At 51.3% G+C, this 14,761-nt stretch carries 13 protein-coding genes and 1 pseudogene; 13 read left to right on the top strand and 1 reads right to left on the bottom strand.

All coding sequences use genetic code 11. The annotated features are described in order from the left end of the window. Positions 1-8 precede the first annotated feature (8 nt). The 11 genes and pseudogenes from AC6R19_RS14470 to AC6R19_RS14420 all read left to right on the top strand — a co-directional run bounded on the left by AC6R19_RS14470 (position 9) and on the right by AC6R19_RS14420 (position 11,096). Positions 9-483, top strand: a pseudogene (locus AC6R19_RS14470) (DUF4268 domain-containing protein). 68 nt (positions 484-551) lie between these two features. After that, positions 552-848 carry a hypothetical protein gene (locus AC6R19_RS14465; RefSeq protein ID WP_500580545.1) on the top strand — a complete coding sequence of 99 codons (297 nt, stop codon included), beginning with the start codon at positions 552-554 and terminating at the stop codon, positions 846-848. Continuing rightward, positions 830-1,078 (top strand): type II toxin-antitoxin system ParD family antitoxin, encoded by a 249-nt coding sequence (locus tag AC6R19_RS14460; protein ID WP_500580544.1) that lies wholly within the window; start codon positions 830-832, stop codon positions 1,076-1,078. Before AC6R19_RS14465 ends, AC6R19_RS14460 begins: the two co-directional genes overlap by 19 nt. Further along, complete coding sequence (locus AC6R19_RS14455; protein ID WP_500580595.1) at positions 969-1,289, top strand: hypothetical protein; 321 nt, start codon at positions 969-971, stop codon at positions 1,287-1,289. The genes AC6R19_RS14460 and AC6R19_RS14455 overlap by 110 nt, the downstream gene beginning before the upstream one ends. After that, positions 1,255-1,827 carry a hypothetical protein gene (locus tag AC6R19_RS14450; RefSeq protein ID WP_500580543.1) on the top strand — a complete coding sequence of 191 codons (573 nt, stop codon included), beginning with the start codon at positions 1,255-1,257 and terminating at the stop codon, positions 1,825-1,827. The genes AC6R19_RS14455 and AC6R19_RS14450 overlap by 35 nt, the downstream gene beginning before the upstream one ends. Next, on the top strand, positions 1,824-2,090 hold the full coding sequence (locus AC6R19_RS14445; protein ID WP_500580542.1) for a hypothetical protein: 267 nt from the start codon (positions 1,824-1,826) through the stop codon (positions 2,088-2,090). The genes AC6R19_RS14450 and AC6R19_RS14445 overlap by 4 nt, the downstream gene beginning before the upstream one ends. Before the next feature lie 310 nt (positions 2,091-2,400). Further along, a complete protein-coding gene (locus AC6R19_RS14440) occupies positions 2,401-5,478 on the top strand; it encodes a type I restriction endonuclease subunit R (RefSeq protein WP_500580541.1) in 3,078 nt (1,025 codons plus the stop codon). A 351-nt stretch (positions 5,479-5,829) separates the two neighbouring features. Beyond that, entirely contained in the window at positions 5,830-7,935 is a 2,106-nt protein-coding gene (locus tag AC6R19_RS14435) for a GNAT family N-acetyltransferase (RefSeq protein WP_500580540.1), read from the top strand. After that, positions 7,928-8,347 (top strand): ASCH domain-containing protein, encoded by a 420-nt coding sequence (locus AC6R19_RS14430; protein WP_500580539.1) that lies wholly within the window; start codon positions 7,928-7,930, stop codon positions 8,345-8,347. Before AC6R19_RS14435 ends, AC6R19_RS14430 begins: the two co-directional genes overlap by 8 nt. Before the next feature lie 294 nt (positions 8,348-8,641). Then, positions 8,642-10,219 carry an AAA family ATPase gene (locus AC6R19_RS14425; RefSeq protein WP_500580538.1) on the top strand — a complete coding sequence of 526 codons (1,578 nt, stop codon included), beginning with the start codon at positions 8,642-8,644 and terminating at the stop codon, positions 10,217-10,219. 1 nt (position 10,220) lies between these two features. Continuing rightward, the gene (locus AC6R19_RS14420; protein ID WP_500580537.1) at positions 10,221-11,096 is read left to right on the top strand and encodes an HNH endonuclease; all 876 of its coding nucleotides are present in this window, start codon (positions 10,221-10,223) and stop codon (positions 11,094-11,096) included. Between the two features lie 211 nt (positions 11,097-11,307). Here AC6R19_RS14420 and AC6R19_RS14415 read toward each other — a convergent pair whose 3' ends face one another. Further along, positions 11,308-11,757 carry a GNAT family N-acetyltransferase gene (locus AC6R19_RS14415; RefSeq protein ID WP_500580536.1) on the bottom strand — a complete coding sequence of 150 codons (450 nt, stop codon included), beginning with the start codon at positions 11,755-11,757 and terminating at the stop codon, positions 11,308-11,310. A 2-nt stretch (positions 11,758-11,759) separates the two neighbouring features. Between AC6R19_RS14415 and AC6R19_RS14410 the strand changes: the two genes are divergently transcribed. Beyond that, positions 11,760-12,353 carry a tRNA-uridine aminocarboxypropyltransferase gene (locus AC6R19_RS14410; protein WP_500580535.1) on the top strand — a complete coding sequence of 198 codons (594 nt, stop codon included), beginning with the start codon at positions 11,760-11,762 and terminating at the stop codon, positions 12,351-12,353. 181 nt (positions 12,354-12,534) lie between these two features. Further along, positions 12,535-14,736, top strand: a complete 2,202-nt coding sequence (locus AC6R19_RS14405; RefSeq protein ID WP_500580534.1) for an OsmC domain/YcaO domain-containing protein — start codon at positions 12,535-12,537, stop codon at positions 14,734-14,736. Positions 14,737-14,761: the final 25 nt, after the last annotated feature.

Below are 14,761 nucleotides of genomic sequence, written 5' to 3'. Positions count from 1 at the left end.
CAGGTTTTTTGGCTAAGGCGGGCGTCAAGAAGTATCGCAAGGAATTCTGGCAGCTGTTTCTGGAAACCGTTCAGGTCAGCAGTTGCAACCTCTACGACCGGGTGAGTGCCACAACGGATCACTGGCTCAACGCGGCCACTGGCCTTAGCGGCGTGCGCTATGCGGTACTGTTCTGCAAGGATTTTATGCGAGTGGAGTTCGCCATATCCCGCAGCGAGCGAGAAGAAAACAAAGCAATTTTTGATGCTCTCTTGCAGAAGAAGGGAGGTGGAGCAGCGTTTCGGTGGACCCCTGGAGTGGGAAAGACTGGATAATCGCAAATCCAGCCGCGTAAAAATCGAAGCGCCAGTGGATGGCTACAATCCGGATAACTGGCCGCTGATTGCCGAATGGTTGTGCGAAATGGTCGCGCGCATGGAAAAAGCCTTCAGCCCGGAAGTTCCCGGGCTCAGGGAGCTTCTGCGTCAGCAGGAGCCCGCCTGACGCCCGCAAGCCTGGCGAATGAGTTTGCAGCCAGGGGGAATGGGATATAGCGCAATTCAGAGTCGCTAATGATCGAATACAAATACCCGGAAGAAGAAGCCATTCTCCTCCGCTACGCCGATAAAATGGGCGATGAGAAAGCCAGGGCTATCCTCGAAAACCGCGGCGTAAAAGACAGTCGTGAGGCAGAAATCTTATCCGACTTTTACTGGAAGATGCTCGATGTCATGACCGATGACGGCGGCAAGGGTGTGCCGGTCCTGGAGCGGGAGGGGTTCGAGGCCTGGGCCGAGTACATATTCCATTCCCTGAACGGGTACTTCGTCAGCAACGGTTATGAAGCGGAATGGGACAGGGACGAGTAACTCACCCCTGCCGAGCTCAGCTACTGCATCAGATTGACAAAAACGCAAACTGCTCCCCTCTCCACGAAAAAATGTTCTCCGAGCTGGGCCAGCGATTGTCTGAAGGTGCCAAGTCCAAGCTTGAAGCACTTCGTACTTTGCTGCGTGAAGGAGAGCAAAGCGGCTTTGCCGGCTATTCTTGCAAGTCGTTTCTTGCGGAGATTGATGACGGGAAGATGGGAGAGGCTTGAATTACTACAATTTATCTCCTGTTCTGACCATGGGTATGTGGCCTTGCTGGATTCAGGGTCGCTAATGATCGAATTCACGTATCCGAAAGGTGGCGCTCGTTTCGTCTTCTTGCTTATTTACTACCAAAGCCCGCTTTGCTGTAATGGCGAAAAATCAGACAAAGGGACTTGGGGCTATGAAGCTGAAAGCGGCTACCCACCGGAAGGCTGAAGATAAGTACGATGTTCTCAGGGAGGACTCACGTATCGCCGCGCTTTCCGCCTTCCCCGAGCTTATGGCCAACAACCGGGGACACGTAATCAACGTGAAGAAGTCCGTCCAGTTGGCCGGGATAGATTTCCGTTCAAGGGTCAAGGTTAAGAGCTGGGAGTCCTCCCCCTTCCGCCGGGCTTGGTGGAGCTGGTCGGAAGGGTCCGCCGACTACGCGTGGGCCTTCCCGAAGCGCTTTGAGTTATCCGTCTGGTACCGGAATATGTTCCTGTGCGGTCTTTCTCTCGGCCGGCCCACATGGGGCGGTAGCCGTCTGCGGTTGGATTTCATAGAAGCCAGCCCGGAGAACACACCACTCAGCGGTATGATCTCCAGGCTTACAGCCTTGTCCGCAGAGGCTTATGCCCAGGCGATAGGTGCCACCCAAGTGCGGATAATGAACCCCATTAACGAGAAGGTCCGCGACCACTACTTAAATCGCCTGCCCGGCTTCTCTTACGATGCCCGTGGCGACTTCTGTTATAAGGACTTGGCATGAACGACAAGCGCCCGGAACCGGGGACCGAAGAGTTCAGGGAGTGGCTGCGGAAGAAGTTGCAGCCCACAGCCGACGAGATGGCCAAGCAGGGTCCCACTGACTTCGACGAGCGCGGCGTACTTTCGGGCGGCCCTGAGACCATCCGCAAGTCAGACGCCGAAGCCTTCCCGGATGAGCTGGATGAGCTGGATGAGCACACCCCGGAGGAACGCCGTAAAGCCCTCAAGGTTCATAAAGGCGACTCAAAGAAGAAAAAAGATTGAGCCAAGGGGCGGCAACCGCGCCGTCCCATAACTGCCTCTACTCCTTCCTCGGCATCCCCGAATCATCCCAAGTCCTCGAGGCGCTCCAATACCGCTCAGCTCCTGACACCCCGCAGCAGCCAGAAGATATCAGTTCGAGCGCGGCGCGTCCCGGGATACTGGTGCCCCTTACACGGAATGGCGCAAAAATCACAAGGTCTAACAGGTGCCAATTCCGTCCCAATCCGTTATTGTTTGTGACCACTTTCGCAATTGGTGCGGCCGTGCATCCGGGACGGGCAATAAGCAGAAAAAGCAGTCAGGCCGAAGCATGATTACAGAAGACCAGCTCGAAACCCTCTGCCAAATCTGGTTCGAAGACCTCGGCTACCAGGTGATCTCCGGCGAGGCCATAGCCCCGGACAGCGGCGGCGCCGAGCGCGACGACTGGCAGCAGGTAATCCTGCGTCCGCGCCTGAAGTCCGCCATCGAACGCCTGAACCGCTACCTGCCGCAAGTGGCTCGGGAAGAGGCCTTCCACGTCGTCACCAATTGCGAGGCACCGGTGCTGGCCCAGGCCAACCGCGACTTCCACAGGCTGCTGGTGGACGGCGTCAACGTGGACGTGGTCGGCAAGGAAGTGACCGAAGGCGTGTTCGTGCGCCTGCTGGACTTCGATCATCCCGAGAACAACGACTGGCTGGTGGTGCGCCAGTTCACCGTGGTGGGCAGCCGCAAGCGGCGGCCGGATATGGTGCTGTTCGTCAACGGCCTGCCGCTCGCGGTCATCGAGCTCAAGAACCCCGCCGACGAGAAGACGGATATCTGGGCCGCCTACAACCAGGTCAGCACCTACAAGGAACAGATCCCGGACCTCTTCGCGCCCAATGTGGCGCTGGTGATCTCCGACGGCCAGGAAGCGCGGCTGGGTTCCCTCACTGCCAATCAGGAACGCTACCTGCCCTGGCGCAGTATCAGCGGTGCGCGGGACGAGGATACCGGCAAGCTGGAACTGGAAGTGCTGGTGCGCGGCCTCTTTACCCGCGAGCACTGGCTGGACTACCTGCGCCACTTCGTGATCTTCGAGGAAGACCGCGGCAGGGTGATCAAGAAGATCGCAGGCTACCATCAGTTCTTCGCCGTGCGCGCGGCCACCTGCACAGCCATCGAGGCGCATAAGGCCGGCAGCAACCGCGGCGGTGTCGTGTGGCATACCCAGGGTTCCGGCAAGAGCATCTCCATGTGCTGCTTCGCCGCCAAGCTGGCCGGCAGTCCGGAGCTGGGCAACCCGACCCTGGTGATCGTCACCGACCGCAACGACCTGGACGGCCAGCTGTTCAAGACATTCAGCCAGGCGCGGCAGCTGCTGCGCCAGTTGCCGGTCCAGGCAGACAGCCGCGACGAACTGCGCCGGCTGCTGTCGGAGCGGGCCTCCGGCGGCATCATCTTTACCACGATCCAGAAGTTTGCCTTGCTGGACGGCGAGCAGCAGCACCCGGCGCTGAGCGAGCGCGACAATGTGCTGGTGATCAGCGACGAAGCCCACCGCAGCCAGTACGGCCTCAAAGCGCGGCTGACCGAATCCGGCAAGTACCAGTACGGCTACGCCAAGCACCTGCGCGACGCCCTGCCCAACGCCGCCTTCGTCGGCTTTACCGGCACGCCCATCGAGCTGGAGGACAAGAACACCCGCGCGGTGTTCGGCGACTACATCCATGTGTACGACGTGGAACAGGCGGTCAAGGACGGCGCCACGGTGCCGATCTTCTATGAATCCCGCCTGGCCAAGATCCAGCTGCGCGAGGAAGAACTGCCGAAGATCGACGCCGAGGTGGACGAAATCACCGAGCTGGACGAGGAAGAGGTAGGCGAGCGCTTCAAGGGCCGCTGGGCGGCGCTGGCGGCGGTGGTGGGCGCCGAGCCCCGCATTGAGCAGGTGACCAAGGATCTGGTAAAGCACTTCGCCAACCGGCAGGGAGCGATGCCGGGCAAGGGCATGATTGTCTGTATGAGCCGCGCCATCTGCGTGGACATGTACAACGCGATCACCAGCATCCACCCGGAATGGCACGACAGCGACCCGGAAAAGGGCGCGATAAAAGTGGTGATGTCCGGCTCCGCCGCCGACCCGGCCGATTTCCAGCCGCATCTCTACAGCAAAGAGACCCTCAAGCGCTTCGAGGAGCGCGTGAAGGACCCGGACGATCCCCTGCAACTGGTGATCGTGCGCGATATGTGGCTGACCGGCTTTGACGCCCCCTGCCTGCATACGCTGTATATCGACAAGCCTATGAAGGGCCACAACCTGATGCAGGCCATAGCGCGGGTAAACCGCGTCTTTGGCGACAAGCCCGGCGGCCTGGTGGTGGACTATATCGGCATCGCCACCGAACTGAAGGAGGCGCTCAAGACCTACACCGCCAGCCACGGCCGCGGCAAACCCACCGTCGACGCCCACGAGGCACTGGCACTGCTGTTGGAGAAGTTGGAGGTGGTGCGGGCGTTGCTGCACGGCTGCGACTACGCGGACTTCGCCAGCCGGCCTCTGCAACTGATGGCCCCGGTGCTGGATTTCGTACTCGGGCTCGAGGACGGCAAGGTCCGCTACTGCGACACGGTACTGGCCATCAGCAAGGCCTACGCCCTCTGCGGAACCCTGGACGAAGCGGCGGCTCACAAGGAAGAAATCGCCTTCCTGCAGGCGGTGCGCGCGGCGCTGATCAAGCGCGGCCAGTCCGACAAGAAACTCACCGACGCCGAGAAGCAGGCGCGTATGCGCCAAGTGCTGAGCAACGCCATAGTCTCCGACCGGGTGGTGGATATCTTCGAGGCGGTGGGACTAGACAAGCCGAACATCTCCATCCTCTCCGAGGAGTTCATGACGGAGGTGGCGGCGATGAAGCACCGCAACCTGGCGGTGGAGATCCTCGAGCGCCTGCTGGCGGACGAGATCAGGACCCGCAGCGCCAAGAACATAGTACAGGCCAAGAAATACTCCGACCGCCTCAAGGACACCCTGGTGAAATACCGGAACCGCTCCATCCAGACAGCCCAGGTGATCGAGGAACTGATCGCCATGGCCAAGGAATTCAAGGCGGCCGCCAACCGCGGCGAGCAATTGCGCCTGAGCGATGACGAACTGGCCTTCTATGAGGCGTTGGAGGCCAATGAAGCCTCAGTGCGAGACCTTGGAGAGGAAGTACTGCGTACCATCGCTGTGGAACTCACCTTGCGGCTGCGGAACAGCACAACGGTAGATTGGCAGGTGCGGGAATCTGTGCGGGCGAAATTGCGACTGCTGGTGAAGCGGATACTGAAGAAGTACAAGTATCCGCCGGATCGACAAGAGGAGGCGGTGGAGCTGGTGCTGAAGCAGGCGGAGGTTTTATCTGAAGGTTGGGCTGCGTAACTACATGGTTACTAATGGGGGCATTCATTAGTTAGCCTCCTCTGCGGACAGCCAATGTGGGCGCCGAGGTGGACCGTCATATCTCCTGGCCTGGGCTGGTTCTGTCTTCCAAGATGAGGGAGATCAAGATCGGGAGTTGTGGGAGCAGGCCGAGAGGGAGCTTGGAGATAAGTTTGATCTGGCGAGTTCTACGATGTGGTGTTGGCGAATGGAGCCTTACCGATATCTACATTGGAGGAGCTGATGCATCAATTTAATGACCAGTCACTAAACCAATAATGTAGGTTAGAAAGTTCTGCCTGCAGGAACAATACAAAACAATAATCAATTTACACGTTGAGTGGAGTCGTAATGGATTACGTTATTCTAAAAAAATTTGACAAAGTTTGTACTTATGTTAAGCAAGTATCCTCTGTTGCCGATCAGAATAAAAATGCATTTGGATTTTTAGCATCCTCTGCATATGAGCAAATGGCGTCAAAAGGACAGCTTTGGGTTGCGTTGAATAGTTCAAATGAGTTGAAGGGATATTTATTATTTGGCGGTACAATGCCGACCCTTAAAATTTTCCAAGTTTATTCTTGTAGAACTACAAAAGGAGACGGGGTTGGAAAGAAATTAATCGATGCATTAAAAATTCATGCGCGAGAGAATGGGTATCATACGATTTCTGCTCGGGTAGCTGCTGATTTGCCTGCCAACAACTTTTGGGAAAAAATGGGGTTTTCTGTATACAGGCAAGTCAATGGTGGGGAAACAAAAAAACGAATAATAAATATCAGGGGTTATTCTCTGAAAGATAATGATCTGTTTGGTCGAGTCACTAAAGATACGAATGAAATAATCCCCAGCAGACCTGTTTTGGATCGACCATTTTATGCGTTGGACTTGAATTTATTGCTTGACATAACTAAAGCTAGGCCTGGCTACGAAAAAGTTGCCAAAATTATTCAGGTTGGATTTGAGGGAAGTTTTTCAATTTGTGTTACACCTGAATTTAGAAAAGAGCTGGAATATCAAGCTAAAAATTACGATGACGATCCTGTTCTTAGACTGGCTAAAACTTTTCCTGAAATAAAAGCTAGGGACGGGGTATCAGGTATCTCTGAGTCATTAAGAAAAATAGTATTTCCAGATCGGGACTTAAATAGGAAGTCTTCAAGAAATGATGAGTCTGATCTAATGCATCTGGCCTACTGTATTGTATCTGGTGTCAGAGGTTTCATTACGCGTGAAAAGGCGTTGTTAAGAGCTTGCGACAAAATTAAAAGTACGTACGACGTAGCTATAATATCTCCTGATGAATTGATTTTTGACGATGGAGATATGTTGGATATTTCTACGCCTCTAAATACAGATTTTCTATTGAATTCCACTTCAAGTACTCAGGAGATTAGAAATTTCCTAGAGAGTTTTTCGATACCAAATGTAATCCGTGAAAAGCTGTTCTCAACATCACCGGTACAAAATAATCGAATAGTATATGAGGCAAAATTAAGTAGTGGTGTTTTTGGGGTATATTTTTTCCAAAAGCCTACTAAGGCGACTGCCGTCGCAATGGCTTGTTTATATGTTGATGAGAGTAGTCCCAAAGCAACGGCTGTAATCGATCATTTTCTGGAAACAGCGTTAAGATACAAGTGTGGATACATATATAGACTCGATCTATATGTCGGCAAAGGTCAAGATCTGACAGAAGAAACTTTACGAAAAAAAGGTTTCTTTAAGTTAGGGGATCACTTTGTGAAAATTATCTGCAATTTGTTTCTGGACAATAAAAACTGGCCGAAATTTTCCTCCAGCGTTAATTCACTTTGTAAATTTTCCATTCCGGATAAACTTCCCTCAAAAAAAGAACTTATACACACGGGAGTGTGCTTTGCCGATTCTGAGGGCGCATCTAAAGTTTTTTCATGGTTCGAATTTGAAACAATAATTTCACCGAGATTCATACTTAACTCTGACAGAAGTTGCGTAATTGTTCCAATTAGAGAAAATTATGCAAGTGGACTAATAGGAAACTTGAAAAATCAATTATCATTATTATCAACGCATGATAAAGTGCTTTTGCTTGAGAAGGCATATTTTCGAGCGAAAAGCAAAGCGTCCTTGTTTAAAAAGGGAGGCATTGTCGCTTTCTACGTTTCTGGTGATAAAAGTATTCAAGAAATCATTGGTTTTGCTCGTATTACTTTCTCAGAAGTAATTAACATTGACGAGGCGGCTATCAAGTTGGGCAGGCAGGGAGTTTTATCACGCGACGAATTGGTGGGTATTGCAGATAAGTTAGGTAGAGTTCATGTTTTTACATTTGATAACTTTTTGGAGTTTGATAAAAGAGTTCCTTTTAAGAAGGCTAAACAACTCGGTTTGATTAGCGGTGCAAATCTAGTTTCTCCGGAAGAGATAATTTCAGACAAGTTAAAAATTTTAATTGGAGAAGCTTTCAATGAATGATGCAATAATTTCTATTAAGCCAAAGCATGTAGATAATATACTGTCTGGGGCTAAGACGGTTGAGCTTAGAACAAGAAATATAAATTTACCTCTGGGTTCTCGATTATGGGTTTATACAACTCTTCCTGTTGGTAAGGTTAACCTTTCAGTAGAGATTGATTTTATTGAATGCTTGCCGCCCCAAGAAATTTGGAATAAATATAGAGGTAATATATGTATATCAGAAAGAGAGTTTGATAGGTATACAGAAGGCAAGGAGCTGGTTTCAGCAATCGGTTTGCGAAATGTTAGACCTTTGGAAAGAAGTATTTGCTTGGAAACTATGAGAGTGTACGAAAAAAATTTTCAGCCACCTCAGTTCTTTTCAAAGCTTTACCCTGATAGAGCATTATACTCGGCCTTTTATGATTAATTTAGAGCTGCAAGCTTACATGACAATTGTGATGGAGAATAAATGATTTGCGTTGGGGGTAAGGTTTTGGTACATATTCACTAAGTAACGCGATGAGTAAGTTTCGCTAAAGTTTAAATTTTTAAAGTTGTTTACAAAACTCAAAATGTCGCTTATTAATACTAATATTCTGAAAAATCCTAGCAGCTTGCATTAATGGGTAGTTATATTGAGATATTTTTTGTCGATATTTGATGTGGATGATTATCTTTGCCTGATAAGCCAAAGAACTCTGGTCTTGAATTGGGAAGATGCATGTCGCTAAATTTTCAAAAAATTCCCTATGGATCTGCCATGCCCAATACTGGGCAAAGCGTTGTTTATTTGAAAGTCAACAATTGGGATGACTACGGCCATAAAACATTATTTCATGTTGCAGTATTCGATGAACATGGCGATAAGTACGAATTAGGGGATGTAAAGATTGGGTTTATTGGCCAAGATAGCGGGTGGACACAAGCACAATTGCCGGAGCATTTATTTGCAGGGTTAGACGAAGGGTATTTTTCTCTTGGTCAAGACGTTGACTATTACTCTGCAATATATTCTGAGCTTCCTGAGCATATTCGCACATCATTCTTGGTTCTCATAAAAGATGTTATTTATAATTCAGAGTTACTTGAGTCAGCAAAAGATGAAGATGTATTTAATATATCACTAACCCGTGGCATTAATTCCGATGCTATATTTGGCCAGTATCAGCGAGTACTAAATGGGGAAGCAATGCTGACTCCATTTTATTTCCGCTACCAAAAAAGCGCATCAAGTGATTATTCGGGAATAAATCTTGATTTTGATATAATTCCAGATAGCAAGCCGCCTACAAATATACATGTTTTAATAGGTCGCAATGGTATTGGAAAGACTACTTTGTTAAATAACATGGTTAACTCGCTAGTTAAAAAAAATTACGAAAGTTCAGGAGCTTTTTTCCATAAAAATAGTTTTTTATTGCAAAGTAAACAAATAGATCCAGATGCTTTTTTTTCAAGAGTTATTTCAGTTTCTTTTAGTGCTTTCGATGTTTTTGTTCCACCTTTAGATCAAGACAATGTTAACCAAGGGTTGATGTATACATACATTGGTCTGAAAAAATTGAAGACAAATGATAATGGCATCGTTGAAATTAGCCATAAAGACAATCATGAGTTATGTAACGATTTCATTGAATGCATTATTTCCTGTTTTTCTTTAAGTGCAAAAAAGAAACGATGGCTGGCAGCTATCGAAAAATTAGAGTCTGATAAAAATTTTTCAGATATGAACTTATGGGATAACTTAAACCTTGACCCACAGAATGAACAGCAAAAAAGCGAACTTATAGCTAGATGTAAACATTTGTTTGATACGAAGTTGAGTTCAGGTCATGCGATAGTGTTGCTGACGATTACAAAGCTCGTAGATAAAGTGGATGAAAAAACATTAATCTTTCTAGACGAGCCAGAAAGTCATTTGCATCCTCCACTACTTGCAGCATTTACTAGGGCCATTTCATATTTGCTCCTAAATAGAAACGGAATAGCTATCATCGCTACACATTCTCCCGTAATACTTCAAGAAGTCCCTCGCAACTGTGTGTGGAAAATTAGAAGGAGTAGACTAGATCTTAAAAGTGACAGACCGGAGCTAGAAACGTTTGGTGAAAATGTTGGCATACTCACGCGGGAAGTGTTTGGTTTAGAAGTATTTCGTTCGGGATTTTACGCAGAGTTAACTAGAAGTGTTGAAGAAGGTAAATCGTTTGACGAAATTTTAAATGACTACAATAACCAAATAGGTTTTGAAGGTAAGGCATTGCTCCACTCTCTGATTTCTTCTAGAGAGGAAAATTAAAATGCGTACCATCCCGAAACCATCAGAGGATGGGTTTGTAATAAACAATGTATATACTAAATGTGTTCAGGAGATATCAGATCAAGCGACGCGATCTAAATTCTACAGTATTTCCAGTGCGATCATAAATGCAGCTAACCAATATGATGATCATGCGATCCGGGGATGCCTGTACGAGGTTGCTGCGGATAATCGGCCAAAAGAAGCGATATATCTTGGTAGTTTAACCAAGGAACAATTCAGTAAGTTATATAGCCAGTATTTAGTAAAAAAAGAAATTCCTCGTCGGACAATTTATGATGAGCTTATGAATAGAGCTCCTCATGGAAAATGTCCTTTTTGTGGTTATTGTGATGCTACGCAACTTGATCATTATCTGCCAAAGGCGAAATATCCTTTATTAACAGTCCTTCCTTTTAATCTTGTTCCTTCTTGTCCCTACTGTAATGGAGGAAAGAGCGCTGACGTTGCTGAGATAGAAGAGGATCAAATACTTCACCCCTACTACGACTATCAAGCGATTAGTGAGGAACAATGGGTTTTTGCTGAAGTAGAACAAAGCAACCCACCTCTAGTTAAGTTTTTTGTCAAAGCGCCAGAAGAATGGGATCAAGTAACTAACAGAAGAATAGAAAACCATTTCAAAAAAAATAACTTACGCAAGAGATACTCCATTCAGGCCGCTGATCAAATTGCCACGTTGCGGGGCGTATTACCTATTTACTTTAATAATGGTGGGGCTGAGGCAGTAAGGTCGCATCTTAACGTGCAGGGACAAGCCGAATATCAAAAATACAAGAACTCCTGGCAAACAGCTTTTTACCAAGCGTTAGTTGAAAGTGATTGGTATTGTCAAGAGGGGTTCCGATTAAGTTAATTTTTAGATACAGGATTTTCTCTGCTAGAGGTTTAAGTCCCAAATCTGCTAACTAATTGGCACTTCGATTAGATAAAGATTGGAGCTCAATAGGAGGGCGCTAAAAGAGTTGGTGCATGATACTGAGAGTGCAGGTGTAATAGCTGCAAAAATATAGTTGTCCACATGAGGTTACGGTGCCGCGCTACTAACGTCCACAGCTTAATTGCTGCTATGAATGATAGCGCATAATTGCAATATCCCGCCCCTGACGATGGTAGGTGTGAAATCGGTCAATGATTGCCGACGGCTGATCGTCCGGATCTACCTCTACAAACCCCTCAGATTGGTAAAACCGCACTAGGTGCCGGTAGGGAAAGGTAAAGGTTCGCTCGTCAAAAGCCTCCGTCATGTTATTCAGCAGCAATCGAGCAACGCCCTGACCGCGGTACTCTTCCGCCACGGCCACCCCCGCCAGCAACTGACATTCCGTTAACTGCCTCAGGCAACCGCAGGCAATAATCTGGTTCTGCGCGTCCCTGACTACCATACAGGGATCATTGCGCCGCGCTTTGCCGCGGAATTTATGCATGCGGTAAAATTTGTTGGCCAGGGGTATCTCTGCTTCAGAGAGCCACTGCGCCGAAAAAGAGTGAGCCGGGGAATCCTGATTTTCAGTCATCTATGCCGCGTCAAATCTGCCCAACCTGCCAACGTCCGCTGAAGGTCTGTTACTGCAGCGCACTGGTCCATATTGCCAACCGGATCAAGGTGCTGATCATACAGCACCCCCTGGAACAGAAGCACCCATTCAACACCGGGCGCATGGCGCAGCTGTGCCTGGATAACAGTGAGCTGGTGGTGGCGGAGAGTCTGTCCGAGGGGGAGTTGGCGCGGTTGCTGGCGCCGTGTTCGGCTTTGCTCTATCCGTCGCTGGAGTGGCTGCCGGTGGTGGAGCGGGTGGAGGCGGGCACTGCGCAGGCCCGGGCGCTGGAGCAGTTGGTGGTGATTGATGCCAGCTGGCGGAAGTCCAAGAAGATGTTGCATCTGCATCCGGTGTTGCAGCGGTTGCCTCGGGTTAGTTTTGAGGGGGAGTTGCGGTCGAATTATCGGGTTCGGCGGTCTTCTCTGCCCAATAGTCTGTCGACGTTGGAGAGTATTGTGGCGGCTATGGGGGCGTTGGAGCCGGAGGGGGATTTTTTGGGGATGTTGGGGGCGTTTGAGAGGATGGTTTTGTTGCAGGGGGCTTGGGGTGACGGGGGCGGATCGGGCGGGTAGGGGTGGTCCGGGGGTTCGTGCCTGGTAATGGCGGTTGTGGTGGCGTCGGGTTGGGATCGCGGCCAACGGCCGCTCCTACAAGGGGAGGGTGTGGTGGCTGGGGGGGAAAATCGGGATAATGCCGGCCCTCAGTTCTAGGCCGCCGCAGCCTTCAGCCCCGCACTAGCGAGACAGTCCCGCAATGGAAATCAACGTCAATTTTCTCGATAACCTGCGCCTCGAAGCCAGGTTTGACGACTTCACGGTCATCACCGATCAGCCGATCCGCTACAAGGGCGACGGTTCGGCGCCGAGTCCGTTCGACTACTTCCTGGCGTCCTCTGCGCTCTGCGCGGCCTATTTTGTTCGCGTTTACTGCAAGGCGCGGGATATTCCGACCCACAATATCCGCCTGTCGCAGAACAATATTGTCGATCCGGAAAACCGCTATAACCAGATCTTCAAGATCCAGGTGGAGCTGCCGGAGGATATCTCCGAGAAGGACCGGCAGGGCATTCTGCGCTCGATCGACCGCTGCACGGTCAAGAAGGTGGTGCAGACGGGCCCCGAGTTCCAGATAGAGACGGTGGAGAACCTGGCCGAGGACGCCCAGGCGCTATTGATGGTGCAGCCGGACGCCGAGCACCGCACCTTTATCGAGGGCAAGGACCTGCCGCTGGAGCAGACCATCGCCAATATGACGAAGATACTGGCGGATCTCGGCATGAAGATCGAGATCGCCTCCTGGCGCAATATAGTGCCCCATGTGTGGTCGCTGCATATCCGCGATGCGGCTTCGCCCATGTGCTTTACCAACGGCAAGGGCGCCACCAAGGAGGCCGCCCTGTGTTCGGCGCTGGGCGAGTTTATCGAGCGGCTGAACTGCAACTTCTTCTACAACGACCAGTACTTCGGCGAGGAGATAGCCCACAGCGACTTCGTCCATTACCCGAATGAAAAGTGGTTTGCGCCGGGGCCGGACGACGCGCTGCCTGCGGGCATCCTGGATGAGTACACGCTGCCCATCTACGACCCGGATGGCGAGCTGCGGGCCTCCAACCTGATCGACACCAACTCCGGCCGCGCCGACCGCGGCATCTGCGCCCTGCCGTTTGTGCGCCAGTCCGACGGCAAGACGGTGTATTTCCCCTCCAACCTGATCGAGAACCTGTTCCTCAGCAACGGCATGAGCGCCGGCAATACCCTGGCCGAGGCGCAGGTGCAGTGCCTGTCGGAGATCTTCGAGCGGGCGGTGAAGAGGGAGATCATCGAGGGGGAAATCGCGCTGCCGGACGTGCCCCGCGCGGTGCTGGAAAAGTACCCCGATATCCTCGAGGGCGTCGAGGCGCTGGAAAAGCAGGGCTTCCCGATCCTGGTCAAGGACGCGTCCCTGGGCGGCCGCTTCCCGGTGATGTGCGTGACGCTGATGAACCCGCGCACCGGCGGTGTCTTCGCCTCCTTCGGCGCCCATCCGAGCTTCCCCGTGGCACTGGAGCGCAGCCTCACCGAACTGCTGCAGGGCCGCAGCTTCGAGGGCCTGAACGACGTGCCGCCGCCCACCTTCAACAGCCAGGCGGTGACTGAGCCCAACAACTTCGTCGAGCACTTTATCGATTCCACCGGCGTGGTGTCCTGGCGTTTCTTCAGTGCCAGGTCCGATTACGAATTCTGCGAGTGGGATTTCACCGGCGATCACACCGAGACGAACCGGGAAGAGGCCAGCGACCTGTTCAGGATTCTCGAGGAGATGGGCAAGGAGGTGTACCTGGCCACCTACGAGGACCTGGGCGCACCGGCCTGCCGCATCCTGGTGCCGGGTTACTCCGAGGTCTACCCGGTCGAGGACCTGATCTGGGACAACACCAACAAGGCCCTGGACTACCGTGAGGATATCCTCAACCTGCACTCCCTGGACGATGAGCAACTGGAAGACCTGGTGGAGCGCCTGGAGGAGAGCCAGATCGACAACTACGAGACCATCATCACCCTGATCGGCGTCGAGTTCGATGAGAACACCGTGTGGGGGCAGCTGACGGTGCTGGAACTGAAGCTGCTGATCTACCTGGCGCTGCAGCGCCACGAGGAGGCGCTGGAGCTGGTGGAGACCTTCCTGCAGTACAACGACAACACCGTCGAGCGCGGCCTCTTCTACCAGGCGGTGAATGCGGTGCTGGAAATTGTCCTCGACGACGGGCTGGAGCTGGGCGATTACATTGCCAACCTGCGGAGGATGTTTGGCGAGGAGGTCATGGATGCGGTGGTCGGTTCGGTGGATGGCAGCGTGCGTTTCCACGGGCTGACGCCGACCAATATGCAGCTGGAAGGGCTGGATAAGCACCTGCGGCTAATCGAGAGTTACAAGAAGCTGCATGCGGCGCGGGCGGCCAGGGCGGGCCTGTGCTGAATTATTTACGATTCGTCACTCCGGC

The organism is Microbulbifer sp. SE14 (genome assembly GCF_059834885.1).
This window is presented reverse-complemented; position numbering and strand designations above follow the sequence as displayed.

What these genes read in the sequence shown, in the direction of transcription:
- AC6R19_RS14465 (WP_500580545.1), top strand. Translation starts at nt 552, where the DNA reads ATGATCGAATACAAATACCCGGAAGAAGAAGCCATTCTCCTCCGCTAC.
- AC6R19_RS14460 (WP_500580544.1), top strand. Translation starts at nt 830, where the DNA reads ATGGGACAGGGACGAGTAACTCACCCCTGCCGAGCTCAGCTACTGCAT.
- AC6R19_RS14450 (WP_500580543.1), top strand. Translation starts at nt 1,255, where the DNA reads ATGAAGCTGAAAGCGGCTACCCACCGGAAGGCTGAAGATAAGTACGAT.
- AC6R19_RS14445 (WP_500580542.1), top strand. Translation starts at nt 1,824, where the DNA reads ATGAACGACAAGCGCCCGGAACCGGGGACCGAAGAGTTCAGGGAGTGG.
- AC6R19_RS14440 (WP_500580541.1), top strand. Translation starts at nt 2,401, where the DNA reads ATGATTACAGAAGACCAGCTCGAAACCCTCTGCCAAATCTGGTTCGAA.
- AC6R19_RS14435 (WP_500580540.1), top strand. Translation starts at nt 5,830, where the DNA reads ATGGATTACGTTATTCTAAAAAAATTTGACAAAGTTTGTACTTATGTT.
- AC6R19_RS14430 (WP_500580539.1), top strand. Translation starts at nt 7,928, where the DNA reads ATGAATGATGCAATAATTTCTATTAAGCCAAAGCATGTAGATAATATA.
- AC6R19_RS14425 (WP_500580538.1), top strand. Translation starts at nt 8,642, where the DNA reads ATGTCGCTAAATTTTCAAAAAATTCCCTATGGATCTGCCATGCCCAAT.
- AC6R19_RS14420 (WP_500580537.1), top strand. Translation starts at nt 10,221, where the DNA reads ATGCGTACCATCCCGAAACCATCAGAGGATGGGTTTGTAATAAACAAT.
- AC6R19_RS14415 (WP_500580536.1), bottom strand. Translation starts at nt 11,757, where the DNA reads ATGACTGAAAATCAGGATTCCCCGGCTCACTCTTTTTCGGCGCAGTGG.
- AC6R19_RS14410 (WP_500580535.1), top strand. Translation starts at nt 11,760, where the DNA reads ATGCCGCGTCAAATCTGCCCAACCTGCCAACGTCCGCTGAAGGTCTGT.
- AC6R19_RS14405 (WP_500580534.1), top strand. Translation starts at nt 12,535, where the DNA reads ATGGAAATCAACGTCAATTTTCTCGATAACCTGCGCCTCGAAGCCAGG.